The organism is Nocardia sp. NPDC055053 (genome assembly GCF_053608285.1).
Genome location: NZ_JBSGVD010000001.1, coordinates 374,363 through 398,504 on the forward strand (window position 1 = coordinate 374,363; position 24,142 = coordinate 398,504).

General features: G+C 67.4%; 23 protein-coding genes. 17 read left to right on the forward strand and 6 right to left on the reverse strand.

Going from position 1 to position 24,142, the window contains the following annotated elements:
- Positions 1–61: 61 nt before the first annotated feature.
- Positions 62–751: a cell division ATP-binding protein FtsE gene (ftsE, locus tag ACWF82_RS01680; protein WP_189026917.1), complete on the forward strand. Its 690-nt coding sequence runs from the start codon at positions 62–64 to the stop codon at positions 749–751.
- A complete protein-coding gene (gene ftsX / locus ACWF82_RS01685; RefSeq protein ID WP_452496900.1) occupies positions 751–1,653 on the forward strand; it encodes a permease-like cell division protein FtsX in 903 nt (300 codons plus the stop codon). The genes ftsE and ftsX overlap by 1 nt, the downstream gene beginning before the upstream one ends.
- Before the next feature lie 27 nt (positions 1,654–1,680).
- Here ftsX and ACWF82_RS01690 read toward each other — a convergent pair whose 3' ends face one another.
- The gene (locus ACWF82_RS01690; RefSeq protein WP_452496902.1) at positions 1,681–2,067 is read right to left on the reverse strand and encodes a MerR family transcriptional regulator; all 387 of its coding nucleotides are present in this window, start codon (positions 2,065–2,067) and stop codon (positions 1,681–1,683) included.
- Between the two features lie 48 nt (positions 2,068–2,115).
- On the opposite strand from ACWF82_RS01690, the gene ACWF82_RS01695 reads away from it, so the two are divergent.
- Positions 2,116–2,877 carry an alpha/beta fold hydrolase gene (locus tag ACWF82_RS01695; protein WP_452496904.1) on the forward strand — a complete coding sequence of 254 codons (762 nt, stop codon included), beginning with the start codon at positions 2,116–2,118 and terminating at the stop codon, positions 2,875–2,877.
- Positions 2,878–2,881: 4 nt separating this feature from the next.
- Here ACWF82_RS01695 and ACWF82_RS01700 read toward each other — a convergent pair whose 3' ends face one another.
- Complete coding sequence (locus ACWF82_RS01700; RefSeq protein ID WP_452496906.1) at positions 2,882–4,300, reverse strand: glycosyltransferase family 39 protein; 1,419 nt, start codon at positions 4,298–4,300, stop codon at positions 2,882–2,884.
- A gap of 130 nt (positions 4,301–4,430) precedes the next feature.
- On the opposite strand from ACWF82_RS01700, the gene ACWF82_RS01705 reads away from it, so the two are divergent.
- Positions 4,431–5,825, forward strand: a complete 1,395-nt coding sequence (locus ACWF82_RS01705; RefSeq protein WP_452496908.1) for an acyl-CoA dehydrogenase family protein — start codon at positions 4,431–4,433, stop codon at positions 5,823–5,825.
- A 31-nt stretch (positions 5,826–5,856) separates the two neighbouring features.
- Positions 5,857–7,074, forward strand: a complete 1,218-nt coding sequence (locus ACWF82_RS01710) for an acyl-CoA dehydrogenase family protein (RefSeq protein WP_452496910.1) — start codon at positions 5,857–5,859, stop codon at positions 7,072–7,074.
- 404 nt (positions 7,075–7,478) lie between these two features.
- Here ACWF82_RS01710 and ACWF82_RS01715 read toward each other — a convergent pair whose 3' ends face one another.
- Positions 7,479–8,222, reverse strand: coding sequence for a DUF4760 domain-containing protein (locus ACWF82_RS01715; RefSeq protein WP_452496912.1), 744 nt, complete (start codon positions 8,220–8,222; stop codon positions 7,479–7,481).
- A gap of 221 nt (positions 8,223–8,443) precedes the next feature.
- Between ACWF82_RS01715 and ACWF82_RS01720 the strand changes: the two genes are divergently transcribed.
- A complete protein-coding gene (locus ACWF82_RS01720) occupies positions 8,444–8,917 on the forward strand; it encodes a hypothetical protein (protein ID WP_452496914.1) in 474 nt (157 codons plus the stop codon).
- Between the two features lie 109 nt (positions 8,918–9,026).
- Entirely contained in the window at positions 9,027–9,389 is a 363-nt protein-coding gene (locus ACWF82_RS01725) for a DUF6191 domain-containing protein (RefSeq protein WP_452496916.1), read from the forward strand.
- Between the two features lie 92 nt (positions 9,390–9,481).
- On the opposite strand, the gene ACWF82_RS01730 is transcribed toward ACWF82_RS01725, so the two are convergent.
- Positions 9,482–10,444, reverse strand: a complete 963-nt coding sequence (locus tag ACWF82_RS01730) for a DUF5996 family protein (RefSeq protein WP_452496918.1) — start codon at positions 10,442–10,444, stop codon at positions 9,482–9,484.
- A 458-nt stretch (positions 10,445–10,902) separates the two neighbouring features.
- Here ACWF82_RS01730 and fabD point away from each other — a divergent pair, with 458 nt between their 5' ends.
- Genes fabD through ACWF82_RS01780 form a run of 10 tightly spaced genes read left to right on the forward strand, consistent with a single transcriptional unit; the run spans position 10,903 to position 21,023 of the window.
- Positions 10,903–11,844 (forward strand): ACP S-malonyltransferase, encoded by a 942-nt coding sequence (gene fabD / locus ACWF82_RS01735; RefSeq protein ID WP_452496919.1) that lies wholly within the window; start codon positions 10,903–10,905, stop codon positions 11,842–11,844.
- Positions 11,845–11,874: 30 nt separating this feature from the next.
- Positions 11,875–12,276, forward strand: a complete 402-nt coding sequence (locus ACWF82_RS01740; protein WP_452496921.1) for a phosphopantetheine-binding protein — start codon at positions 11,875–11,877, stop codon at positions 12,274–12,276.
- The gene (locus ACWF82_RS01745) at positions 12,276–13,076 is read left to right on the forward strand and encodes an SDR family NAD(P)-dependent oxidoreductase (protein WP_452496923.1); all 801 of its coding nucleotides are present in this window, start codon (positions 12,276–12,278) and stop codon (positions 13,074–13,076) included. The genes ACWF82_RS01740 and ACWF82_RS01745 overlap by 1 nt, the downstream gene beginning before the upstream one ends.
- 2 nt (positions 13,077–13,078) lie before the next feature.
- Positions 13,079–13,531 carry a hypothetical protein gene (locus tag ACWF82_RS01750; protein WP_452496925.1) on the forward strand — a complete coding sequence of 151 codons (453 nt, stop codon included), beginning with the start codon at positions 13,079–13,081 and terminating at the stop codon, positions 13,529–13,531.
- Positions 13,528–14,811: a beta-ketoacyl-[acyl-carrier-protein] synthase family protein gene (locus ACWF82_RS01755; protein ID WP_452496927.1), complete on the forward strand. Its 1,284-nt coding sequence runs from the start codon at positions 13,528–13,530 to the stop codon at positions 14,809–14,811. Before ACWF82_RS01750 ends, ACWF82_RS01755 begins: the two co-directional genes overlap by 4 nt.
- On the forward strand, positions 14,808–15,218 hold the full coding sequence (locus ACWF82_RS01760; RefSeq protein WP_452496929.1) for a 3-hydroxyacyl-ACP dehydratase FabZ family protein: 411 nt from the start codon (positions 14,808–14,810) through the stop codon (positions 15,216–15,218). The genes ACWF82_RS01755 and ACWF82_RS01760 overlap by 4 nt, the downstream gene beginning before the upstream one ends.
- The gene (locus ACWF82_RS01765) at positions 15,215–16,489 is read left to right on the forward strand and encodes a beta-ketoacyl-[acyl-carrier-protein] synthase family protein (RefSeq protein ID WP_452496931.1); all 1,275 of its coding nucleotides are present in this window, start codon (positions 15,215–15,217) and stop codon (positions 16,487–16,489) included. Before ACWF82_RS01760 ends, ACWF82_RS01765 begins: the two co-directional genes overlap by 4 nt.
- 22 nt (positions 16,490–16,511) lie before the next feature.
- The gene (locus tag ACWF82_RS01770) at positions 16,512–18,839 is read left to right on the forward strand and encodes a beta-ketoacyl synthase N-terminal-like domain-containing protein (protein WP_452496932.1); all 2,328 of its coding nucleotides are present in this window, start codon (positions 16,512–16,514) and stop codon (positions 18,837–18,839) included.
- Positions 18,840–18,863: 24 nt separating this feature from the next.
- Positions 18,864–20,072, forward strand: a complete 1,209-nt coding sequence (locus ACWF82_RS01775; RefSeq protein ID WP_452496934.1) for an FAD-dependent oxidoreductase — start codon at positions 18,864–18,866, stop codon at positions 20,070–20,072.
- Positions 20,073–20,084: 12 nt separating this feature from the next.
- Positions 20,085–21,023: an NADP-dependent oxidoreductase gene (locus ACWF82_RS01780; RefSeq protein WP_452496936.1), complete on the forward strand. Its 939-nt coding sequence runs from the start codon at positions 20,085–20,087 to the stop codon at positions 21,021–21,023.
- Here the strand turns inward: ACWF82_RS01780 and ACWF82_RS01785 are convergent.
- Complete coding sequence (locus ACWF82_RS01785; protein WP_452496999.1) at positions 20,975–22,159, reverse strand: fatty acid desaturase family protein; 1,185 nt, start codon at positions 22,157–22,159, stop codon at positions 20,975–20,977. The two genes, ACWF82_RS01780 and ACWF82_RS01785, sit on opposite strands and share 49 nt — an antisense overlap.
- A 23-nt stretch (positions 22,160–22,182) precedes the next feature.
- On the reverse strand, positions 22,183–23,283 hold the full coding sequence (locus tag ACWF82_RS01790; protein WP_452497001.1) for a ferredoxin reductase: 1,101 nt from the start codon (positions 23,281–23,283) through the stop codon (positions 22,183–22,185).
- Positions 23,284–24,142 lie beyond the last annotated feature (859 nt).

A 24,142-nucleotide genomic window follows, 5' to 3' on the forward strand; every position in this document is an offset into this window, starting at 1 on the left:
GCCTCGCCTAGGTCGTCGGGGCCCGGTCACAGCCAGGGTTCGCTGGCTACACTGGCTCCCCGTGATCACCATGCGCAACGTCACCAAGTCGTACAAGACATCGACGCGGCCGGCGCTGGACAACGTCTCCGTCGAGGTGGACAAAGGCGAATTCGTCTTCATCATCGGCCCGTCCGGTTCGGGAAAGTCGACCTTCATGCGGCTGCTGCTCAAGGAGGAAGCGCCGACGTCGGGCGAGATACGGGTGGCCGATTTCCGGGTCGACCGGTTGCCAGGGCGCAAGGTACCGAAATTGCGGCAGCGGATCGGGTGCGTCTTCCAGGATTTCCGGCTGCTCCAGCAGAAGACCGTGGAGCAGAATGTGGCCTTCGCGCTCGAGGTGATCGGCAAACGGCAGCAGTTCATCGAACGCACCGTGCCCGAGGTGCTCGACATGGTCGGGCTCGGCGGCAAGGGCAATCGGTTGCCCTCGGAGCTGTCCGGTGGTGAGCAGCAGCGCGTGGCGATCGCGCGCGCGTTCGTCAACCGGCCGCTGGTCCTGCTCGCCGACGAGCCGACCGGCAACCTCGACCCCGACACCAGCGCCGACATCATGTCGCTGCTGGAACGGATCAACCGCACCGGCACGACCGTGCTGATGGCCACCCACGACAACCACATCGTCGACGCGATGCGCAGGCGGGTGGTGGAGCTCGACCACGGCAGACTCGTGCGCGACGAGGCGACCGGTGTCTACGGGGTGGGACGATAATGCGACTGAGTTTCCTGTTCACCGAGGTCGCCGACGGTCTGCGCCGCAACCTGACGATGACTGTCGCGATGATCCTGACCACCGCGGTGTCGCTGATGATGCTCGGCGGCGGCATGCTGTCGGTGCGGATGGCGGACAAGACCGAGAACTTCTTCATCGGCAGGCTCGAGGTGCGGTTCTACCTCGACGACGCCGTCTCCGACACCGACCCCGACTGCGCCGCCGAGCCGTGCAAGACGCTGCTCGCCGACCTGAAGAACACCTCGGGTGTGGAGAGCGTGCAGTTCCTCAACCGCGCCGACGCGCTCGAGGAGGCCAAGGAGCTGTTCGCCGATCAGCCGGAGATGGTGCAGTACATCGCCGACTCACCGCTGCCCGCCTCGCTGCGGGTGAAGATGACCGACGGCGATCAGTACCAGCACATCTACGACAGCTTCGCGACCAGACAGGGCGTGCGGATCGTCGCCAACGACAAGGAGTTCGTCGACCGCCTGGTCAGCCTGTTCGACGGGCTGCGCAATGCCGCGTTCGGGCTGGCGCTGGTGATGGCGCTGGCGGCGATGCTGCTGGTGTTGAACATGGTGCAGATCGCCGCGTATACGCGGCGCACGGAAGTCGGCATCATGCGCCTGGTCGGCGCGACGCGCTGGTATACCCAGCTGCCATTCCTCCTGGAGGCGGTGGCGGCCGCGTTCGTCGGCTCGGTGCTGGCGATCCTCGGACTGGTCATCGCCCGCCCGCTGGTGATCGACCGGGCGCTGGGGCCGCTGTTCGACAGCAATGTCTTCCCGCGCATCACCGGTGACGACATCGCCGTGGTGGCGCTGACGATCGCGCCCATCGGCATCGTCTTCGCCGCGGTGACCGCCTATCTCACCCTGCGCTTCTACGTCAGGGAGTAGTCCCGACATCGCGATGGCGGGGACCGGCTATCGGGTCCCCGCCGTTCGCATCTGCGTTCCGAGTGAGGCGCCGAGTTGCGCGGTGAGTTCGGTGCGCCGGCGGTCCAGCTCGGCGATGCGCCGGTCCAGCTCGGCGGTGCGCTCGGACATGATCCGCACCGACATCTCGCATGCCTGCACCGGCCCGTCGGTTTCCGCGCACGGCATCAGCTGACCGATGTCGTCGGTGGTGAGACCAGCGGCGAGCAGCTCACGGATCTTCGCCACGGCCGCCACCGCCGCTTCCGGATAGCTGCGGTACCCGTTCGGGTCGCGGTGCGGGTGCAGCAGGTTCTGTTCCTCGTAGTAGCGCAGCAGCCGTGTGCTGACGCCGGTGCGGTGCGCGAGTTCGCCGATCAGCATGTGATCACCCACACGTTCGCCTTGACCTTCACATCCATGTGAATCCCTAACCTCCGTCGCATGACAACGATTCCCCTGCAGACGACCGTCCACGGATCAGGCCCCGGCATCGTCCTCGCCCACGGCGGTGGCGGTTCGATCGAGAGCAACTACGGCGTCGTCCTGGCCGACCTCGCCGCCGAGCACACGGTGGTCGCCTCCGACTACCCCGCCGACGACACCCCGCTGACCCTCGACGACCTCGCCGACGCTCTGGTGGCGGCCGCGGTCGACGCCGGTGTGCCGACCTTCACGATCGTCGGTTTCTCGCTCGGCACCGCCGTCGCCGTGCGCGCCGCCGCCCGGCATCCGGAACGGGTCACCGGCCTGGTGCTCACCGCCGGGCTGGCCGTGCCCGACAACCGGGCCAGGCTGATTGTGCGGGCCTGGCAGGATCTCCTCGACCGGGGCGCGCGCGAGAGCTTCGCCCGGCTCGTGCTGCTGACCGGGTTTTCCGCCGAGTTCGTCAACGCGCTACCCGCCGCCGCGATCGAGGAGATGGTCGCGCAGACCGCCGCCGCGATCCCAGGCGGCACCCGGCAGCAGGCCGCGCTGATCGAGACGGTCGACACGACGGGCGATCTGCCCGGCATCGCGGTGCCGACGCTGATCGTGAACACCACTGCCGACCTGCTCGTGGACCCGGCCAATTCCCGTGCGCTCGCCGCCGCGATTCCCGGCGCCGAGTACACCGAGATCGCCGCGGGCCACGTGGTCATGGCCGAGCAGCCCGACGAATGGCGCAAGGTCCTGCTCGAATTCCTGAAGCGACGGGGTCTTTAGAGGCTCAACCGAGGGAGCGCAGCTGGGGCCACACCTGCGACCACGGCCGGATCGGCTCGCGGCAGACGAACAGCGGTTCGCCCTGCTCGTCGTTGTCGATCCCGAGTCCGTTGTCGAGCGCGCCCGCCGGCTCGACGATCGAACACAGACCGGTGAGCCGATCGCGATCGATACCGACGGTGAGCACCGTGGTCGCGGTGTCCGGCGGCGGGCCCCACCACCAGTAGGCGTTGTGGCCCGAATACGGTGTTGGCAGGCCGTATTCGGCGCCATAACGCTCGATGGCGCCTGCTTCGCCGTAGTTCGCGGTGAGCACCGCGGCACCCGGTGGGCGGGCTGCCGCCACCTGCGCGACGAACCGGGGCCAGCCGATCGTCTCCCCCGCGTCGTAGTTCACCGCGAGGACGGGCGTGCCGGGCAACTGCGCGACCGGCAGCACCGGCAGAAACAGCACAGCTGACATCACGGCGTTCACCACGAGCACCGAACCCACTGCTGCCCAGCGCTTTCCCCGATCACCGAGCGCGGACGCGAGTCCGACCGACCCCGCCGCGAGCAGCACCGGATACATCCCGCCGAGGTAGTACGCCTTACCGCCCGCCACCAGAAACAGCACGAACAGCACCCCGTAGGCGATCGGAAACACCCGATACCGCGAGTGCCACAACCGCCACAGCCCGTAGCCCCACAGCGGCACCAGCAGCGGGCCGACCAAGCCGAACTGCAAGAGCACGAACATGATCGGCGAATCCGAGGTCCCCGACGAACCGCCCGCGATCGCCCTGCTCAACGCCCACTGCGGCAGGCCGTTGGCCGCCTGCCACCACAGATACGGCGCCGCGATCAACGCCGCGATCGCGGCAGCCGTCGCGAAATACCTGGTGGCGAAGACTTTTCGCTGCGGGGTCAGCAGCACCGCGATCGCGAGCGCGCCGACCGGCACGACCACCAGCACCTTGTTCTGCACACCGAGACCGACCACCGCACCGACCGCCAGCCACCACCGCGGATCGGCCCCGCGCAGCAGCTTCAGCACCAGCAGACAGATCAGCGACCACGCGGCCAGATCGAACACCGTCGTCCCGAACAGGTGACCCGCCGCCTGCACCATGGCCGCACTCGCCACGGCACCGGCGGCCAGCGCCCGCGCGCCACGTCCCCCACCCAGTTCCTTCGCCATCAGCCCCGCGCACACCACGACGAAGGTCGCGGCGGCGATCGCGGGCAGCCGCAATACCCACAGCGCATCGGGGTCGATCGCGGCCGTCAGCCGGGCCAGCGCGGGGACCAGCGGCGGCTGGTCGGGATATCCCCAGTCCAGCCGGCGGCCCGCGGCCAGAAAGTACAACTCGTCACGGTGGTAGCCGTAGCGCGTCGTGGTGATCAACAGAACCAGGGCGAAAACCGACGCGATCACGGTCACTCGTCCAGACTGACACGAAATCACCGATATCAGGTCCGTCGACGAGCTTCTTACTCCAGAGTAAGATAGTCTTACCGAGGAGTAAGATAGCTGGGGCCACCAGCGCCCCGACAGCCGAGGAAATCAGGTGATGATGAGCACTCGAGACAGCGCGACGAAGCGACGTCCGAACGACACGTCCGCGGTCGGTCTCAGCCAGCCCAAGCGGGACTGGATGGGCGCCGCGATGCGCGCTTTGACGACCATTACCGGGTCGGAGCTCGCCGAGAAGTACAACCTGCGCAAGCCCATCGAACGCGTCACCTACGAGGGCACCAAGACCGGTTTCCGCACCCTTGGCGCGGCCACTCGTACCTTCGCCAAGGCCACCGGCGGCGGTCAGCCGAAACGCCTCGACGACAACGAGGCCAAGACCAAGGACTACTTCGACCTCACCCCGTCCGACGAGCAGCAGATGATCGTCGAGACCGTGAAGGACTTCGCCGGCGAGATCCTGCGCCCGGCCGCCTACGAGGCCGACAACGCGGCCAAGGCGCCGCGTGACCTGCTCGAGCGCGCCGCCGAACTCGGCATCACCCTGATCAACGTGCCAGAGGAACTGGAAGGCGCGGCCAGCGAGCGTGGCGCCGTCACCAATTCCCTGGTGGCCGAGGCCCTCGCCCACGGCGACATGGGTCTGGCGCTGCCGATCCTGGCGCCCAGCGGCGTGGCCGTCGCCCTGTCGCAGTGGGGCACCGACGCGCAGCAGCAGACCTACCTGCCCGCCTTCACCGGCGAGAACGTGCCGCAGGCTTCCGTGGTGATCAACGAGCCGCGCGCGCTGTTCGACCCCTTCACCCTGCAGACCAAGGCCACCCGCTCCCCCAGCGGCTTCCGCCTCAACGGTGTGAAGAGCCTGGTCCCGGCCGCCGCCGATGCCGAACTGTTCATCGTGGCCGCCGAGCTCGACGGGCGCCCCGCGCTGTTCATCGTGGAGTCCGACTCCGCCGGTCTGTCCGTCGAGGCCGACCCGAGCATGGGTCTGCGCGCCGCGGGCCTCGGTCGCCTGATCCTGGACAACGTGGCCGTCGGCGCCGACGCCGTGCTCGGCGACGGTGACGCCAAGGCGCGCGCCGACGAGTACGCCGACGCGGTGCAGCTGGCCCGCCTCGGCTGGTCGTCGCTGGCGATCGGCACCGGCCAGGCCGTGCTCGACTACGTGATCCCGTACGTGAACGAGCGCGAAGCGTTCGGCGAGCCCATCTCGCACCGCCAGGCGGTCGCGTTCATGGTGGCCAACATGGCGATCGAGCTCGACGGTCTCCGCCTCGTGACCCTGCGGGGTGCGTCACGCGCGGAGCAGGGTCTGTCGTTCGCCCGCGAGGCGGCGCTGGCGCGCAAGCTCGCCACCGACAAGGGCATGCAGATCGGCCTGGACGGCGTGCAGCTGCTCGGCGGCCACGGCTTCACCAAGGAACACCCGGTCGAGCGGTGGTACCGCGACCTGCGAGCCGTCGGCGTTGCCGAGGGCGTGGTGCTGGTCTAGCCGGTCCGTCTTCGATACCCAGGAGAATTCCATGATCAACCTCGAACTCCCCAAGAAGCTGAAGGCGAGCGCCAACCAGGCCCACCAGGTCGCCTCGCAGATCTTCCGTCCCATCTCCCGCAAGTACGATCTCGCCGAGCACGCGTACCCGGTCGAGCTCGACACCATGGCCGCCATGGTCGAGGGGCTCGCCGACTCCGGCACCCAGAAGATCGGCGGCGCCGCGGGCGGCCGCAACGACGAGGCGGGCGAGACCGACATCCTCGCCAATGCCAACGGCGGCAACATGTCCGCGCTGCTCAACGCGCTCGAGACCTCGTGGGGCGACGTCGGCCTGATGCTGACCATCCCCTACCAGGGCCTGGGCAATGCCGCGATCGCCGCGGTCGCCACCGACGAGCAGCTGTCCCGCTTCGGCAAGGTGTGGGCCTCGATGGCCATCACCGAGCCGTCGTTCGGTTCCGACTCCGCCGCGGTCACCACCACCGCCGTCCTCGACGGTGACGAGTGGGTCCTCAACGGCGAGAAGATCTTCGTCACCGCCGGTGAGCGCTCCACCCACATCGTGGTGTGGGCCTCGGTCGACAAGAGCCTGGGCCGCGCGGCGATCAAGTCGTTCGTCGTCCCGCGCGACGCTCCTGGACTGTCGGTGGCGCGGCTCGAGCACAAGCTCGGCATCAAGGCCTCCGACACCGCCGTGCTGCTGCTGCAGGACTGCCGCATCCCGGCCGACAACATCCTCGGCTCGCCGGAAGTCAACGTGGAGAAGGGCTTTGCCGGGGTCATGCAGACCTTCGACAACACCCGCCCGCTGGTCGCCGCCATGGCCATCGGTGTCGCCCGCGCCGCGCTCGAGGAACTGCGCACCATCCTCACCGAGGCCGGTGTCGAGATCTCCTACGACACCCCCGCGATGAACCAGCACGCCGCCGCGGCCGAATTCCTGCGCATGGAAGCCGATTACGAGTCGGCCTACCTGCTGGCCCTGCGCGCCGCCTGGATGGCCGACAACAAGAAGCCCAACTCCCTCGAGGCTTCCATGTCCAAGGCCAAGGCAGGCCGCACCGGCACCGACGTCACCCTCAAGGCCGTCGAACTCGCAGGCACCCTGGGCTACTCCCAGCGCCTGCTCCTGGAGAAGTGGGGCCGCGACTCGAAGATCCTCGACATCTTCGAAGGCACCCAGCAGATCCAGCAGCTGATCGTCGCCCGCCGCGTCCTCGGAAAGACCAGCGCCGAACTCAAGTGAGCTGGTAGACAACGGAAATCCGGTGCGAGTCGACTTGCTGACTCGCACCGGATTTCTGTTTTCGGAGACCGGCCGTTTCGGGATCATGGTCACTCAGGCCGCTTCCAGGCCGTTGGCGGGAGGACGCTCCCAGATGTGGGCCGACTCGTCGACGGTCTGGCGGGCGCGCTCATGACTGGACGAGAGCGGTGTGTGTACACCCGAAGGGTGGAGCCCGGATCTTCGTGGCCGAGGTAGTCGGCGAGCTCCTTGACCGGGACGCCACGTGAGAGCAGCCGCAGGCAATCGGAACTCCCCGCCAGCTCCCACAGCATCGACCCGAGCTGTTGACGCGACCCCGACGAGGGCCCGGCGGTGAACTGCTGAACGTAGACCAGCGGGTGGAATTGGGCGTGGCCACCCAGTCATGCCACCTGTTGCCGCTGGCCGTGCAGTTCGTTGGCGCGACCCGCCAACCGCTGGTAGTCACACCAAAACTCAGGTGCCCCGCGCTCAGATCGGTACTTCTCGATCAGCGGGCGCAGGACGCTCCAGGAGGTTCGGATCGAATCGCACCACGGGTCAGCCACCACGTCGATAGGGATGAAGCGCATTCGGCACATCACACCAACGCTGTCGTAGCTCGCACACACCCGTTCAGCTCGGACGATCTCGGCCTCTGTCCACGTCGCGAGTGGACGAGCTCTCAGCTGTGTCATCACAAACCTACGATCCTGGCGCAGCTCCTCAGCTTGCAGCAGGTCATGCACTACCTTGAATGCCGAGGCGTAGGTTGCCCGCCGCATCTCAGTGACCTGCCAGACGACCAGGCCTGCCGCCACCAAAGCGATCACTGCCGTGCTGACGCTCGCTGCGGCCGCAATCACTGCTGAATCCATTGAAATCTCCAGTTTGCCGCCGCTGAATAGCCAACTGGAACACTGTATCTGGGCGCGGTCCACCGCAGACGTCCAATCGCTTCGTCCTTCGTGATCGTGGTACCGAGGCCGCTGGAGGCCATAGCGCCCAGTGCGCGTGCGCTGATTCCAGGCCGTCCACAGGCCGTAAGAGGTCAGAAAGGCCCGGAATTGGCAGGAGGTACCAGAACCCAAATCCCAGCTCAGAGCAACTTTTCGAGGCGTTTCGCGAGGAGCGGAAATCTTGCTCACAAGATCCTCGACATCTTCGAAGGCACCCAGCAGATCCAGCAGCTGATCGTCGCCCGCCGCGTCCTCGGAAAGACCAGCGCCGAGCTCGAGTGAGCTGGTAGATGACGAAACCGGTGCGAGTCGCGAAGACTCGCACCGGTTTTTCGTTGCGGGGAGTTGTCAGGGCGGCTGGCTAGGGTGACACCGTCGCGTGCCGCGGGGCAGGCGGAAGCGAGGGAGCCATGGGCTGGACAGCGAACGGACTGCTCGTCGAAGGGACGATCGACGCGGCGCGGTTGCCAGGGCATCCCGAAGACAGCGGCGAGGCCGTCGATCTGGCGCAGGCGTTCTCGCGTCCGGTCGACTACGCGGTCGCCGAGGCCGACGGGTGGACGTCGATCCTGGATCCGCACATCCTGGTGACCTTCGACGACGACGCGGTCCTCGCGCTCTCGGGAACCCGCCGCGCACTCGCCTATGCCGCCCACAGCGTGTCGGACACCTACGGATTCGGGTGGTACTCCGGCGGACAGCCGATTCGGCGAATCATCTACTCGGCGGGCGAGCTCGCCGACGAAACGGGCGGCGTACTCCCCGACGAAGCCCGGCTCGAAGCCGACATCGACGAGGACTTCATCTTCGACATCATCGCCGGACTGACCGGGCTCGGCTGGGGCAAGATCGCCGACGCCACCTATCGCGTGTGGTCGGCATGAAGCCGGATCCGGCGCGAGTTCAGAGTGACGCTGTGTCGTCGGTGTGCAGGACGCAGTCGACGACAAGCGCTCCAGGGGTACCGTCGATACCACGGACATAGGGGTGTGCATGTCGTTGCTGTGGATGGTCGTCGGCCTTGTTGTGTTCGGTGTGGTCCTTGACCGGCTGCTCGGCTTAGCCGAAGCTCGGGGCTGGGTTGGCTCCCGAGGCGAGTTCGGCACCGGCGGCGCCGCAGGCCTTTTCGGTGAGTTGCAGGCATTGTTTGCCCCGTCGAGCCAGCACACGCAGCAGGAGATTCGAAGCCTCGAGATGCGTGGTGAGCAGCTCGACAGCGCTGCTGATCCGCTGGGAGTCGACCTCGACAACGGCATCGCGCGACTTCGCGGTGCGACGAACGAGCAAGATCAGCCGGATCCGCCTGAGATCTCGGAGGTCGGGCAGCCCGGCGAATTCAGGCCACCACCGCGGTGAGTCGGTGAGCTGGTAGACAACGCGAAACCGGTGCGAGCCTCGATGGCTCACACCGGTTTCGCGTTTCCGGATCGGCACACCTCGACTACCGCTCAGAGTGCCGTCGTGGCGTCGGTGTGCAGGACGCGGTCGAGGCGGTGGGGGTTGACGTCGAGGAGTTTGCGGTCCCACTTGGCCAGGTCGGCGGCGGCGGCGTAGGTGGTGTCGAGGAAGTTCAGGAGGGTGGCGTCGGGGTCGGGGGATTGGCGGACTATGTCGTAGGGGAGGACGAATTCGCCCAGGGTGGCGTCCCATTCGGCGCCGTCGGGGCCTGCGGGGCGGGTGGAGTAGCCGTGCGGGGCGGGGTAGGCGTAGGCGTAGAAGGTGCCTTCGGCGCCGCCTGCCCAGAAGCCGGCGCTGGCGCATTCGCGGGAGTAGGCCTCTTCCATGACCCAGTCGGCGCAGTTGGGGGCGCCGCCGGGGTGCAGGGGGGCGGTGCGGCCGGAGAAGCGGGTGCAGGCCAGGTCGAGGGAACCCCAGAAGACCTGCACCGGACTGGATTTCCCGGCGAAACCGGCGCGCCAGAGCTGGAAGACCCGCTGGATCTGGACGAGCTGCTGCCAGAACAGGGTGACGGCATCGCCATCGTAGGAATAGTGGGTGGTGTCCTCGGCGAAGGGGATCGCGGGGTCGACTTCGTTCGGCGAGGCCTCGATATCGACCACGGCGTCCAGGCGGCCGAGCACATGACCCAGCTCGGCATAGAAATCGGCGACCGTACGCGGACGCAGGGCGATGGTGGCGTGGCGGCCGTCGCTGGTGCGCAGCACGAGTTCGTGGTCGAGGAAATCGAATTCGATGTCGAGCAGGCGGCCGTCGACGGGGATCGCACCGGTCGAGAGCCCGCGCGCGCTGACCGCGAAGGTGACATTCCACCAGTGGTTGATCAGCGGCGTGCCCGCCATCTTCAGTTTGCCGATGATCTGGGTCCACATGTGCAGGGTGTCGCGGGTGTCGGACCAGGAATCGACCTTCAGTGCGGGCCAGGCCGCATTTACCGGCGTCAATCGAGCCATCGGATTCCTCACTCCTTCGGTACGCGGCGGGGGCGATCAGATCCGTAGAGCAGCCGAGACACGGCGTCGCCTCATCCTACGTCGGACGAGGCGACTCGCACAGGAAACGTCAATGGTCTCGCCTATCCCGGGGGCTCGAGACCGGGTCCGCTGAAAAGGCTTCCCAGCAGTGGGGCCAGCCAACTGAACAACAATGTAAAAATATCCATTTCCGACTCCATATCTCTGTGGACCACACCCTTCCGGGCGCTCTTCTGAGCATGTCCGATCCGAGCGTCGAATACATCACCTGTTCGGCTGGCAGAGGGCACACCCGGCGCCGTGACCTCCTCCTTCGGGGTGAGAAGAGCCACCCCCTGGTGTCGGCAGGCACCCCACCAGCGGTTGATGTTTCCCGCGCTCGGGCCGACCAGGCTGGTTGTTGTTCGCAGCACAGCGCAGCGGGAAGGAGAACGGCATTGTCCAGCACACCGAAAGCGCTCGGAATGTTTCCGGGGCAAGGCTCACAGCGCGCCGGTATGGCGGAGTTTCTGCTCTCCCATTATCCGGAAGCCGCGGGCCGGGTATTCGACATAGCCGACCGGACGCTCGGATTCTCGCTCACCGAATTGTGCGTTTCCGGTTCGGCCACCGATATCGGCCGTACCGAAATCGCGCAGCCCGCGATTGTCGCGACCAGCCTGGCGATTCTTGAAGTACTGAGCGAGAAGGGCTTTCGCCCCGCGCTGGTGACCGGACACAGCCTGGGCGAGTACACCGCGCTGGTCGCCGCCGGGGTGCTGGCACCGCCGGACGCGTTCGGCCTCGTTCGCCGCCGCGGCGAGCTGATGGCCCGGGTGTCCGACAGGGTCTCCGGAGCCATGGTGGCGATCTTCGGGTTGCCGGTGGAAGTGATCGAGATGATCTGCGGCGGCCTTCGCGCCGACGGAGTCGCCGAGGTCGCCAACCACAACGAGGCCGGGCAGACGGTGATCTCCGGTACCCGAGACGCCGTGGCTCGAGCAGCTCGTATCGCCCTCGGGTACGGCGCCGAACGGGTTGTCGAGCTCGACGTGAGCGCGCCGTTCCACTGCTCGCTGATGCACGAGATCGAAGACGAGTTCGCGGCCGAATTGGACCGCTACGACTTCGCGACACCGCGGCTTCCGGTTCTCAGCTCCGTCACCGGCGCGCCGGTGGCCACCGCCGCGGAGGCCAAGTGGCTGCTGCGCTGCCAGCTGGCCGGGCCGGTGCGGTGGGTCGATGTGCTCACCGCCGCACAGCGACATGGCGTCACCGACTACGTCGAGATCGGGCCGGGCCGGGTCCTCAGCGGACTGGCCAACCGGATGGTCAGCGGCGCCTCGGTGCGCAGCACCAACGACAAGCGCCGAGTGTCCGCCGTCATACAGACCTACTGAATCAAAACCCCCAAGGAAAGGAAATTCACCATGACCCACACCACCCAGGATCTGTTCCCGATCATCCAGTTCGCCGTCGCGGACGCACTGGGCATCGACGAGGCGGAGGTCGTCGCCGAGGCGAGCCTGGTCGATGACCTCGGCGCGGAATCGATCGACATGCTCGACATCCTGTTCCGCATCCAGCGCGAGTCCGGGATCAAGGTCTCCGTAGCCGATATGGAGGCGCTGATGCGCGGCCCCGAGGGCGCCAGCCTCTTCGACGACGACGTCGTCACCGAAGCGGGTCTCGCGCGACTGGAAATGGCGCTACCGCAATTCGATCGCACGCGACTGTCGGGCCCGCTGACGGCCGAACAGCTGGTCGGCCTGTTCACGGTCCAGAACCTCCTGGATCTGGTCCTCGATCGCGCGCGAGCGGAGGAGATCTGATGCTGCCCTTCGAAGGCAAGGTCGCGCTGGTCACCGGCGCCTCCCGCGGGATCGGGAAAGCAATCGCGACGACACTGGCGCAACGCGGTGCGGCGGTGGCCGTCAACTATCGCGCACGCGAAGCCGAGGCACTCGAGGTCGTGCGCGAGATCGAGGATCGCGGCGGGTGCGCCGTCGCCATCGGCGCCGACGTGTCCGACGCCACGGCGGCGCAGGATCTCGTCGCGGAGACCATGAACCAGCTCGGCGGTCTGGACGTGCTGGTCAACAACGCCGGCATCACCAACGACGGTCTGCTCTGGAAGATGACCGACGACGACTGGTGGGAGGTGTTGCGGGTCAATCTCGGCGGCACCGTCAACACCACGCGGGCTGCCGCGCCACATTTCATGGCCCAGCGCAGCGGATCCATCGTGAACATCTCCTCGGTCATGGGCGTCTCGGCGCGTCCCGGCCAGTCGGCCTATTCGGCGTCGAAGGGTGCGCTCAACGCCTTCACCCGCTCGTCGGCAATGGAACTGGCGCGCTTCGGAATCCGGGTCAATGCCGTGCTGGGCGGGGTTGTTCCCACCGACCTGATCAGCGGCCTGCTGAGTCACGACAACGGCAAGGGGGCGGTACAGATTCCGTTGCGCCGGTACGGAACCACCGAACAACTCGCCACCGTCGCGGCATTCCTGGCCTGCCCTGACGCCGACTACATGACCGGCGAACTCGTCCATGTCGACGGCGGGATAGGCGCGCAGGTGGCGTTCTTCTCCGGCGCGACCGCCATGTCCTTCCTCAAAGAGGCGAGCTGACCATGCGTTTTCATCTCATCGACCGGATCGAATCCTGGGAGCCGATGCGGCGGATCACGGCGCGCAAGGCGACCTCGGTGCGCGAATCCTACTGGCAGCGAGGCGAAGACGGGTCGGCGATGCCGTTCGGGCTCGCACTGGAATCCCTGTGCCAGGCGGGGGCGTGGCTGGTGCTGCTGAGCTCCGATCACCGCCTGCGCGCGGCGTTGCTGACGGTCGGTGAGGTCACCCTGCATCGCGACATCGTCCCGGGCGACATCCTGCGGCTGCACGCCGAAGTCGTCTCCATCCAGGACAACGCGGCGATCGTCGACGGCTATGCGGAGGTGGCGGGCCAGAAGGTCCTCGACGCGCGAAACATCATGTGCGCGTTGATCGATGCCGAACGCCTCGATGATCCGGCCGACACCGCGCGCATGGCGGGGCAGCTGCTCGGGGAAGGCCCGATCGGATGAGGCGCGTCGTGATCACCGGCGTCGGTGCCGTGACGCCGCTCGGCACCGACGCCGCAACCACGTGGCGAAACCTGGCGGCGGGGGTCAGCGGAATCGGCCCGCTGACGACCTTCGACACCGAGGGTTTCCCGATCCGCATCGCGGGCCAGGTACCGGACGGCTTCGACCCGAAGGCCGCGATACCCGGCGATCCCGACCACCGGATCTATTCGCGCGCGGGGTGTTTCGGCCTCGCCGCGGTAGCCGAAGCCCTGCGTGACGCCGGCGCCGGACGCGACACCTACGACGCGGACCGGATGGGTGTCGCGATGGGCGCCACGGTGGAGCGGCCCGATCTGCGGTACTTGATCGACGTCGGGCTCCTGCGGGAAACCGAGTCGGACTCGTTCCTGGTGCAATCGCCGAAGACCGTCTATGCCGCCGATCAGAACACACCGCTCGACGCGATGACGCGCATGATCGGCGCGACGGGGCCGATGGTCGGCATCAGCACCGCCTGCTCCAGCTCCGGGCACGCCATCGGCGAGGCCTTCCGCCTGATCCAGGAGGGTGACGTGGAGCTGATGGTGGCGGGCGGGTACGAGTCGCTCACCAGCTGGATCGACATCCTCGGGTTCAGCCTGCTCGGGGCCATGACCGAGCGCCACAACGACGATCCGCGGTCGGCGTCGCGTCCGTTCGACGCGGACCGCTCCGGCTTCGTCGTCGGCGAGGGCGCGGTCGTGTTCGTCCTGGAGGAACTGGAGTCGGCGCGGGCGAGGGGGGCCCGGATCCACGCCGAAGTCCTCGGCTACGGCTCGACGATGAACGCGTGGCGAATCACCGATTCCCCGCCGGACGGGTCGGGCGCCATCCAGGCGATGGCGGCGGCGATCGCGGAATCCGGCCTCGGCACAGCGGGTATCGACTACGTCGTCGCCCACGGCACGGGGACCGTGAGCAACGACGCGGCGGAAACCGCGGCCATCAAGCAGGTGTTCGGCGATGACGCCTACCGGCTCGTTGTCAGTTCACCCAAGTCCATGACCGGCCATCTGACCGGGGCGGCCGCCGCGCTCAACGTCCTCGTCGCGATCGGCGCCATGCGCGAGTCGCTGGTACCGCCGACGGTCAACCTCGATCGGCCCGACCGCGGCCTCGACCTCGATTACGTCCCGCTGCGAGCCAGGCACACGACGGTCGCCGCGGCTCTTGTCAACGCCTTCGCCTTCGGCGGAACCAACACCAGTCTTGTCGTCGGCGCATCGAGCCCGGACCGGCGACGAAGGGAGCAGCAATGACCACCATCGTCACCGAGTCGGACACCACAGCCGAGTCCGGCCTCGACCGCATCCTCGAACTACAGCCGGGCAGGCACGGCGTCGCACTGTGCAATATCGCGGGCACCCTGCCGCTGTTCAGCACGCATTTTCCGCGCCGGCCGATCCTGCCGGGCGTGCTGATGCTCGAAAGCATGGCCGCGCTCGCCGCGACGACCGCGGGTGGCCCGTGGCGGCTGCGCTCGGTGCGCGGCCTGCGCTTCCGGCAGTTCGTGGTGCCGGGCGACCAGGTGATCATCACCGTCGAACTGCTCGAACACGCGGGAGACACGAGTCGCTGGAAGGCCGAGGCCCGCGTCGAGGGCAGGCTGGTCGCCTCGGCACGCTCGCTGGAGATGAGCGCGCTCGAACCGGAGGCGCGGACATGACCGAGCGTCGCGTAGTAGTCACCGGAATCGGGCTGATCACGGCGCTGGGCGAAGGCTGGGCGCGCACGTGGGAGGCGATCGTCGAGGGAAGAACGGCGATCGGTCCGCTGCGCGGCTATGACCCCGCGCCGCTGCGGACCCGGCTCGGCGCCGAGATCACCGGCTTCGACCCGACCCGTTTCGTCTCGCGCCGCTCGTTGCGCATGGCCAACCGCGGCGATCAGTTCGCGATCGCCGCCGCGACACTCGCACTCGAGGATGCCGGTCTCGCCGACGCCGAACTCGGCTACCGCACCGGCCTGTTCCTCGGCGGAAACAAGCAGGTGGCGCGACTGGAGCCGTTCACGAAGATCGCCGGGCTGCGCGCCCCGGACGGCGAACTCTCGCTGCGCCGCATCGGCGAAGGTGCCTCGCGGTTCATCTCGCCGCTGGTGTACGTCGAAGCGCTGCAGCCCGCCGGGGTCTTTCACATCTCGCAGAAGTTCGGCATGCGCGGACCGAACGCGTTCTTCGCCGGCACGGCGGAGTCCGGGATCACCGGCATCGGCCGCGGGATGCGTGCGATACGCCGCGGCGAAGCCGACCAGGTCGTGGCAGGCGGCTACGACGACGCGGTCACCTGGTGGTCGATGTCGAAGATGGACGGACTCGGTGTGCTCAGCCCGCGAAACGACCTGTGTGAAAGCGCCTTTCGCCCCTTCGACCGTGACCACAGTGGTTCGGTACTCGGCGAGGGCGGGGCGGTGCTCGTCCTCGAGGAACGCGAGCACGCGATGCGGCGCGGGGCGCGGTGCTACGCGGAGGTCACCGGCATGGGTTCCGGCAACGACGGCACCCGGCTCGCGGCGCCACACCCGCGCGGCAGAGGCCTGGCCAGGGCGATCGGCCGCGCTCTCACCGACGCGGCGGACCAGAACGCACCCGGCTACATCGCCGCCCACGGCTGCGCCACGCCCAAGGGCGATATCAGCGAAACGCGCGCACTGCACGACGCGCTCGGCGACGACGCGTACCGCGCGCAGATCAGCAGCGTCAAACCGCAGACCGGCCACCTGGTCGGCGGCGCGGGGGCGCTGAACGTCGCGGTCGCCGCGCTGGCGCTCGACACCGGTGTCGTTCCGGCGACGCGGAACCTCGAAACACCCGCCGCCGGCTGCGATCTGGACTGGATCCCGGGATCTGCCAGGGAGTCGAGACCGGGGACAGCGCTCGCCTTGGCCCGCGGCCTGCACGGCCAGGCCGTCGCCGTCGCACTACGCAAAGCCGGCTGAAAACCTCAGGAGGACAGAAGAAATGAACGAAGTAGCCACCACGACGCGACGCGTCGTCATCACGGCCGTCGGCGCGGTGACCGCACAGGGAACAGGGGCAGAGGCCCTGTGGGAAGGCGTGCGCGACGGCCGGGTCGCCATCCGGACCGTGCGGGGTCTGCCCCTGGATCGATACCGCACCTCGATCGGCGGACAAGTGCCGGACATGCGCCGGCCGGCCTACGACTACCTGACCGAACTCGGCATCGAGCACCCGGAACCAGCGCTCGACTTCGCCCTGGTCGCGGCCGAGGAGGCCATGGCCGCGGCCGGGATCGCCATCGCAGCTGATCGCTGGGGCGTGGCGTTCGGAACCTGCAATGGCGGGACGTTCAGCGGCGAGCAGGCACTGCACCGGGCCCGCAACGGCTCCTCGATCCACACCGGCGACCGGCATCTGATGCTCGTACCCCCGCACGGCCTGGCCGAGGCACTGAGCGCGGCCTTCGGACTCGCGGGACCGGTCATCTCGGTCAACACCGCGTGCGCGTCGGGTGCCCACGCGATCGCGCACGCCACGGAGGTCATTCGCGCCGGACGCGCCGACGCGATGCTGGTCGGCGGAAGCGACTCCCTCACCGAGTCCGCCTATGCCGGATTCGACAGCGTGGAGGCCCTGTCCGAGCGGCCGTGCGCGCCGTACTCGCGCGACCGCGACGGCCTCTCGCTCGGTGAAGGCAGCGGCATGCTCGTCCTCGTCGAGGAATCGGTCGCCCGTGCCGCGGGCGCTCCCATCCTGGCCGAGGTGATCGGTTACGGCATGTCCGCCGACGGCTATCACCCGACCGCGCCGCATCCGCAGGGCGAGGGTGCCGCGCGCGCCATCCGTGCCGCGCTCGCCGCCGGCGGGCTCGATCCCACCGATGTCGCCTACATCAACGGACACGGAACCGGAACACCGAAAAACGATCCGGCCGAATGCAATGCGGTCCGCGCCGCATTGGGCGACGCTGTCGACAAGGTCGTCCTGAGCAGCTCCAAGTCGATGATCGGGCATCTGCTCGGCGCGGCGGGCGCGGTCGAGGGAATCGTCACGGTGCTGGCGCTGCGCGAGCAGCTCGCGCCGCCCACCGCCGGGTTCACCGCGGTCGACCCGCGCTGCGGACTCGATGCCGCGCCCGGCACGGCACACCCGGCCGATATCGGTGTCGCGCTGTCGAACAACTTCGCGTTCGGCGGCGCCAACGCAACGGTCGCCTTCCGCAGGCCGGGCGAGCTACGCGGAGATCCCCAGCCCGCCGATACCGACTCCGTCGTCGTGACGGGACTCGGTGTGCTCGCTCCGGGCGGGATGAGCGCGGACGAGCTGTGGCAGAGCTTTCGCGCGGGAGACCGCCTCGGCCGCGAGGAGCGCGGCCTGCGGATCGCGCGGCTCGAGGCCGATCTCGATGCGTACACGACGCCGCGCGAACGACGCCGCATGGACCGATTCGGCCGGCTCGCGGTCGCGTCCTGCCGCATGGCGCTCGAGCACGCGGGCTTGGCAGCCGACGAGCGGACCGGCGTCGTCCTCGGTACCGGAATCGGCCCGATGCGCAGCATCGAGGACTTCTTCCTGCCGACCCTGCAGGGCAACCCGGGCAGTCCCGCCGTCTTCCCCAACACCGTCTTCAACGCGGCGGCGGGCCAGGTGGCCATGGTGCTCGGAGCCAAGGGACCGACATCCACCGCGACAGCGGCGCACGCGGCAGGCGCGTCCGCGCTGACCATCGCCTACGACCTGCTGCGCACCGGCAAGGCCGACGCCGTCCTGTGCCCCGCCGTCGACGAACTGACCGATCATGTCATCGACGCCTACCGGGGCGTGCCGCTGTTCGGCGGCCGGACCGGGTGGGATTACCTGCTCGCGGAGGGCAGCGTCACGCTGCTGCTCGAGCGAGCGTCGACCGCGGCCGCCCGTGGGGTCTCGATCCTGGCCGAATTCGGTGGGTACGCCACCACCTCCGATGCGATCGGGATCGGACGCTGGGACCGCTACGGCCACGGCATCGAGCGCGCGATGCGTCATGCTCTGGCCGACGCGCGGATCGACGCTTCTGCGCTCTCGGCGATCTGGACGAATGCCGCTGGACTGCGGGTCGCCGACGGGCCGGAAGCACGTGCCATCGACCGTCTCGGCGTGCCGGACCGGTGCCGCAGACATGCCCCGAAACGGGTTCTCGGCGAACCGATCGGTGCGGGTGCCCAGCTGGCGGCGGCCCTGGCGGCCACGTCCTTCCGGCACGAGCCCGCCGCCGGACCCGTACTGATCAACAGCTCGTCGCTCGGTGGCACGCACACCAGCCTCGTTCTGCATCCACCGGGGCACTGACCTCGAAAGCGACGGAGCCACACCATGCCTCATTCGACGCACCACCTGCGCGGCCACCCCATCGACAAGCCAGTTCGCCGCCGAGTCCTCATCGCGGGCGGCGGCATCGGCGGCTTGGCCGCAGCGCTGGCCTTGCGGCACAAGGGATTCGATCCCGTCGTCTTCGAGCAGGCGCAGGCGCTGCGCGACGGGGGCGCCGGGGTCTACCTGTGGACCAACGGGGTGCTCGCGCTCGACGCGCTCGGCCTCGCCGATCGCATACTGACAACGTCTGCCGCACAGCAGCTCTGCCACTTCCGCACGTGGCGCGGCAAAGTACTGGCCGCCTGGGAGGTGGGCGAGTTCGCCGCACAGTTCGGCAGGCCCGGCGTAGCCGTCGAGCGCTCGGCGTTGCACGCGGCATTGCGGGATGCGCTGGGCGGCAGAGGTATCCATACCGGAGCGCGTGTCGTCGACTTCACGCAGGACGAGCACGGTGTCACGGTGCGGCTCGAGGACGGGCACGTCGAACGCGGCGATCTCCTGATCGGCGCCGACGGCATCCACAGCGCGGTGCGCGCCGGACTGCACGGTGCGCGGCCACCGCGGCACAACGGCTATGTCGCCTGGCGCGGCAAGGCGCAACTGCGGCACCACATGATTCCGCCGGGCAGCTTCGACTCGATGTTCGGTCCCGGAACCCGGTTCGTCTACTACGACGTGGCACCGGGGGTCGTGCACTGGATGTCGGTCGCCAACGGGTCGGCCGCCGACCATCACGACCCGGATGTCCTGCGCATGCTGACCGAACGCCATCGCGGGTGGGCAGCACCCGTCACCGACATCCTGGCGGCGACACCGCCGTCGGGCATCATCCGCGGCGAGGCATTCGACCGAAAGCCGGACCGCCGGTGGGGCATCGGCCGGGTCACCCTGCTCGGGGACGCGGCACATCCCATGACATTCAACATCGGCCAGGGCGCATGCCAAGCCGTGGAAGATGCCGTGGAACTGGCCGAGTGTCTCGCCGCCGCACCGGCCGATCCGGTATCCGCGCTACGCGCGTACGAGAAAGAACGCCGGCCCCGCACCGCGCGCATGCAGCGGGCCGCCCGGTGGCTCGGGCGCATGGCGGCGGTGGAGCATCCCGCTCTGGTTCGAATGCGAGAAGTCTTCATGCGCTCGGCCTATCCGACATTCCTCTTCACGGCCGAGCAGAAACACATGTCCTATGCCCAACGCTGGACCATCTGAAACGAGACAACGATGAAGGCAATTTTCTACCGCGGCTTCGGCGATGCGGACGTCATGGAATACGGCGAACTGCCCGAGCCGAAGATGGGTCCCTCCTCGGTACTCGTCCGGGTCAAGGCGGCGGCGGTGAACCCGCTCGATTGGAAGGCCCGCGAAGGCCTGTACGACAGCTTGATGGACGCGGTATTTCCGGTGGTTCCGGGAATCGACTTCTCCGGTGTCGTCGAGCGCGTCGGATTCGGTGTTCGCGATCTCGCACCGGGCGACGAAGTGATGGGATGTGTACCGAACGACGAGTACCTCTCGCGCGGAACCGTCGCCGAACTGACCTCGGCCCCCGCGCGCTGCGTGATCCGGAAACCCTCGGTGTTGAGCTGGACCGAGGCAGCCGCGTTCCCACTGGTCGGGTTGTCCGCGTATCAGAGCGTGAGCCATCTCGCCGTGCGCGACGGTGAAGTCCTCCTGGTGCACGGAGCGGCAGGCGGCGTTGGTTCGATGGCGGTCCAATACGCGGTCCACCTGGGGGCCCGTGTCATCGGGACGGCTAGCGAACACAACCACGACTTCCTCCGTTCGCTGGGAGCCGAGCCGGTCGGCTACCGCCGCGGGCTGGCGGAATCGGTCGCCGCTCTCGCTCCCGGTGGTGTCGACGCCGTGCTCGACGCCGCCGGTAAGCGGACGCTGCGCACCGTCGCACCACTGCTGAAAGCGGGCGGGCGGCTGGCATCGGTCGCCGATCCCGCGGTGCGCTCGGCCGGCGGCACCTACGTCTTCGTCCGGCCGATCGCGGAAGATCTACAGAGAATTGCCGAGCTCGCCGAGAAGGGAACGATGCGCTCGCAGATATCGGCCGTCTACCCACTCGAGCAAGCGGTCGACGCTTTTCGCGAGAGCCAAGCCGGTCATGCCCGCGGCAAGATCGTCGTTGCGGTCGGATGTAGCCGACGTTGAATCGTCACACCCGGAACCGGCTTGGAGCGGACCAGTTTCGGTGGGAGCGCGAGCCGGAACACCCTCGCCCACGTGGAACCGAACCGCCGGAAGAATCCGCCCGTCTGGTAAGGAACTCCGTGCCTTTCGAACACCGCCCTGACCTCTCCCGACATTTCCGGATACCGATGGGCGGGAATGTCGGGGAACAAGTGATGCTCGATATGGTGTGAGAGGTGTCCGGACATGATGTGGAACAACTTGCCGCCGTCGATGTTGCCGGAACCCAGCATCTGCCGCACGTACCACTCGCCACGAGTCTCGTTCGCGGTCTCCGCATCGGTGAACGTCTGTGTACCGGTGGGGAAATGACCGCAGAGGATGATCGAGTACGTCCAGACATTGCGGACTACGTTGGCAATGGCGTTGCCGCACAATGTCTTGACGAACAGGGGGCCCGTCAGCGCGGGAAAGACCAGGTAGTCCTTGAGTACTTGCCGTCCTGCCTTGCGCAAAGTCCCCTTGATCAGCGGCTTGACCTCACTCCAGTCACGATCGCCCTTGGCGATGTTCTCGGGTTCGAGATCGTATACCGCCAGCGCCCACTCGAAGAACACCATGATCAGGAACGACATCATCGGTCCCGCGAGATGCGCGGGCTTCCATTCCTGGTCCTCGTCCATACGGTAGAGGCCGTAACCGAGATCGCGGTCACGCCCGACGATGTTGGTGTACGTGTGATGCTTGAAGTTGTGCGAGTGTTTCCACTGATCGCCCGCGCACGCCATGTCGAATTCGAAGTCACGGGAATTCACCCCGGGCTCACGCATCCAGTCGTATTGGCCGTGCAGGACGTTGTGGCCTACTTCCATGTTGTCCAAGATCTTCGACACGCTGAGCGCGCCGACCGCGGCCAACCAGAACGGCCGCCGGGAACCGAGATACATCAGTCCGCGGCCGGCGACCTCGAAGCCACGCTGCACCTTGATGATCCTGTAGATGTGCGCGCGGTCCTTCTCGCCGAGATCTGCGACGAACCGGGCGCGCACCGCATCCAGCTCGCGCCCCAGCTCCTCGACCTGCTCCGCGGTGAGTACCACCTGGGTGCCTGCTTCTTCGGACCGCCGGCGCCACACCGGCAAACTCGACAGGGACACGTCCAACTCCTTGATCTGTGCGGTCAGAGATCGATTACTACGTCGCCCACCGGAGCCGAAATGCACAGCTGGATAGGCTGATCGGGTTCGTCGGCGGTGTCGCCGGTGTGCAGGTTTCGCGTGCACCCGGACTTCTTGATCGAGACACAGGAGAAACAAATCCCCATGCGGCATCCGTGTTCGGGAGCGAGGCCGACCGCTTCGGCTTGGTCGAGCAGGCTGGCGCCGGAGTTGTCGGTGGTCACCCCACTCGCCGCGAACGAGACCCTGCCGGTCGCTTCGTCTTCGATGGCGACCACCGGAGGCGTGAAAACCTCTGCGTACAAGTTCGTTTCGGATCCCAGTTCGCGATAGAGCGCACGGACGGCGTCCAGGAGCGTGGTGGGGCCGCAGACGAATGTCGCTGCCTGTCGATGCCACGGCGCGACAGTCCGGAGATGCTCGATTCCGAAGTGCCCGGACAGATCCGCGTTGTAATCCTGCGCGGTGTAGGCGAATGTGACGTGAAAAGTGTTGTTGCGTGCCGCGATTGCGGCGAGCTCGGTCCGGTAGGGCACATCACTCTCGGTGTCGGCATAGTGCAGGAACGCGACCGCACCGGTGTATCCCTCGTCGTCGAGTGTCCGCAGCATCGACAGCACCGGCGTGATGCCGCTGCCCCCGCTGATCAGCACAATGTTGTCCGGCCGCGACGTCGGCAGCCGGAAGGTGCCCGCGGCTTGCGACAAGGCAACGACGAGGCCGGGCCGTGCCTCGGCATACAAGTACTGCGACACCAGACCTTGCGGATGACGCTTGATGGTCAATTCGACGCGGCCGTCATCGCGATACCGCGAGGATGCCGGGGAGTAACACCTGGTGTGCCGCACGCCGTTGACGACGACGCCGACCTGGACGAACTGGCCCGCGTCGAATCCCTCCCATTGCCAGGTCGGCCGAAGGATGAGCGTGACAGTTTCGCGGGTCTGACGGTGCACGTCGACAACCTCTGCGCGCAAGTCGCGCACCGACGCCATGGGATTGACGAGCTCCAGGTACCGGTCCAGATGGTGCGGCGTCGCCATTGCGTCCACGAGGGACATTAGCGTGCGCACAGATCGCAATCGACGCGGTATTCGCCTCATCGCGGTGGGCTGATCGTTCACGTCCGCACTCCTTGTGCGCTGGAGCTTCAGGGAAATCCAGTGTGGGCCGGAAGAGCCGCGCCCCTCTTCCGCAACAGGGATGAACCATCTCCCCCAGGGGGTGGGCTGCTCGATACCTCACCGCGGTCTCGGTGTGTTGGGATCAGCCCGCGGGGTGATGCTTCCGCCGACGAGTATCTGTGCACGCGCAAATATCGGCCGTCCACTCGAGGATTCTGTCGATGCATTTCGGGACAGCCGATCCGGTCATGCCCGCGGCAAGATCGTCGTGTCGGTCGGCGCCTATTCGATTGCGTCGTAAACCACTTCGGTAGTTCACGAGATTAACTACATCCATTCATCAACACCCCGTAGGTGTCGCCATTCCACCCCTGAGGGTGATGCGATCCAACGTCCGCAGATGGACGATAGAAGTACAGCGATGCTCCGCTCGAAAGGCAGAATTCCAGTGCCAACCCCGAACGAACCGGCCGAAGCCGACGCCGTCGGACAAACCGCTCCGCCGACCAGTCGGGCATCGCTGGCCAACCACGTAATGCAATTCGGCGGCACCCGTGATCGGCGACCTTCGGGCGCACGCCTGAGGGGTGAGACGAATGGGTGATCTACACGCACCGCTTCGCGCGGTCACGCGGCCGTGCCTCCTGATCGTCCTCGGTGGATTCACCATTATGGGTGGACTCACCCCGGATATCGAGGCACACGCAGCTCCGGCTTCGGCAGCATTCACGACCTACCGCACCGAGATCGCGCGACAGGACCCCGGCCCGGTCACCCCTGGGCCGGTCAATCCCGCGCCGAACAACCCTGGAGCGGTCATTCCTGGCACGAGCAATCC

Coding starts and splice junctions, on each gene's coding strand:
- ftsX (WP_452496900.1), top strand. CDS start 751: ATGCGACTGAGTTTCCTGTTCACCGAGGTCGCCGACGGTCTGCGCCGC.
- ACWF82_RS01695 (WP_452496904.1), top strand. CDS start 2,116: ATGACAACGATTCCCCTGCAGACGACCGTCCACGGATCAGGCCCCGGC.
- ACWF82_RS01705 (WP_452496908.1), top strand. CDS start 4,431: ATGATGAGCACTCGAGACAGCGCGACGAAGCGACGTCCGAACGACACG.
- ACWF82_RS01710 (WP_452496910.1), top strand. CDS start 5,857: ATGATCAACCTCGAACTCCCCAAGAAGCTGAAGGCGAGCGCCAACCAG.
- ACWF82_RS01720 (WP_452496914.1), top strand. CDS start 8,444: ATGGGCTGGACAGCGAACGGACTGCTCGTCGAAGGGACGATCGACGCG.
- ACWF82_RS01725 (WP_452496916.1), top strand. CDS start 9,027: ATGTCGTTGCTGTGGATGGTCGTCGGCCTTGTTGTGTTCGGTGTGGTC.
- ACWF82_RS01730 (WP_452496918.1), bottom strand. CDS start 10,444: ATGGCTCGATTGACGCCGGTAAATGCGGCCTGGCCCGCACTGAAGGTC.
- ACWF82_RS01740 (WP_452496921.1), top strand. CDS start 11,875: ATGACCCACACCACCCAGGATCTGTTCCCGATCATCCAGTTCGCCGTC.
- ACWF82_RS01745 (WP_452496923.1), top strand. CDS start 12,276: ATGCTGCCCTTCGAAGGCAAGGTCGCGCTGGTCACCGGCGCCTCCCGC.
- ACWF82_RS01750 (WP_452496925.1), top strand. CDS start 13,079: ATGCGTTTTCATCTCATCGACCGGATCGAATCCTGGGAGCCGATGCGG.
- ACWF82_RS01755 (WP_452496927.1), top strand. CDS start 13,528: ATGAGGCGCGTCGTGATCACCGGCGTCGGTGCCGTGACGCCGCTCGGC.
- ACWF82_RS01760 (WP_452496929.1), top strand. CDS start 14,808: ATGACCACCATCGTCACCGAGTCGGACACCACAGCCGAGTCCGGCCTC.
- ACWF82_RS01765 (WP_452496931.1), top strand. CDS start 15,215: ATGACCGAGCGTCGCGTAGTAGTCACCGGAATCGGGCTGATCACGGCG.
- ACWF82_RS01770 (WP_452496932.1), top strand. CDS start 16,512: ATGAACGAAGTAGCCACCACGACGCGACGCGTCGTCATCACGGCCGTC.
- ACWF82_RS01775 (WP_452496934.1), top strand. CDS start 18,864: ATGCCTCATTCGACGCACCACCTGCGCGGCCACCCCATCGACAAGCCA.
- ACWF82_RS01780 (WP_452496936.1), top strand. CDS start 20,085: ATGAAGGCAATTTTCTACCGCGGCTTCGGCGATGCGGACGTCATGGAA.
- ACWF82_RS01790 (WP_452497001.1), bottom strand. CDS start 23,283: ATGAGGCGAATACCGCGTCGATTGCGATCTGTGCGCACGCTAATGTCC.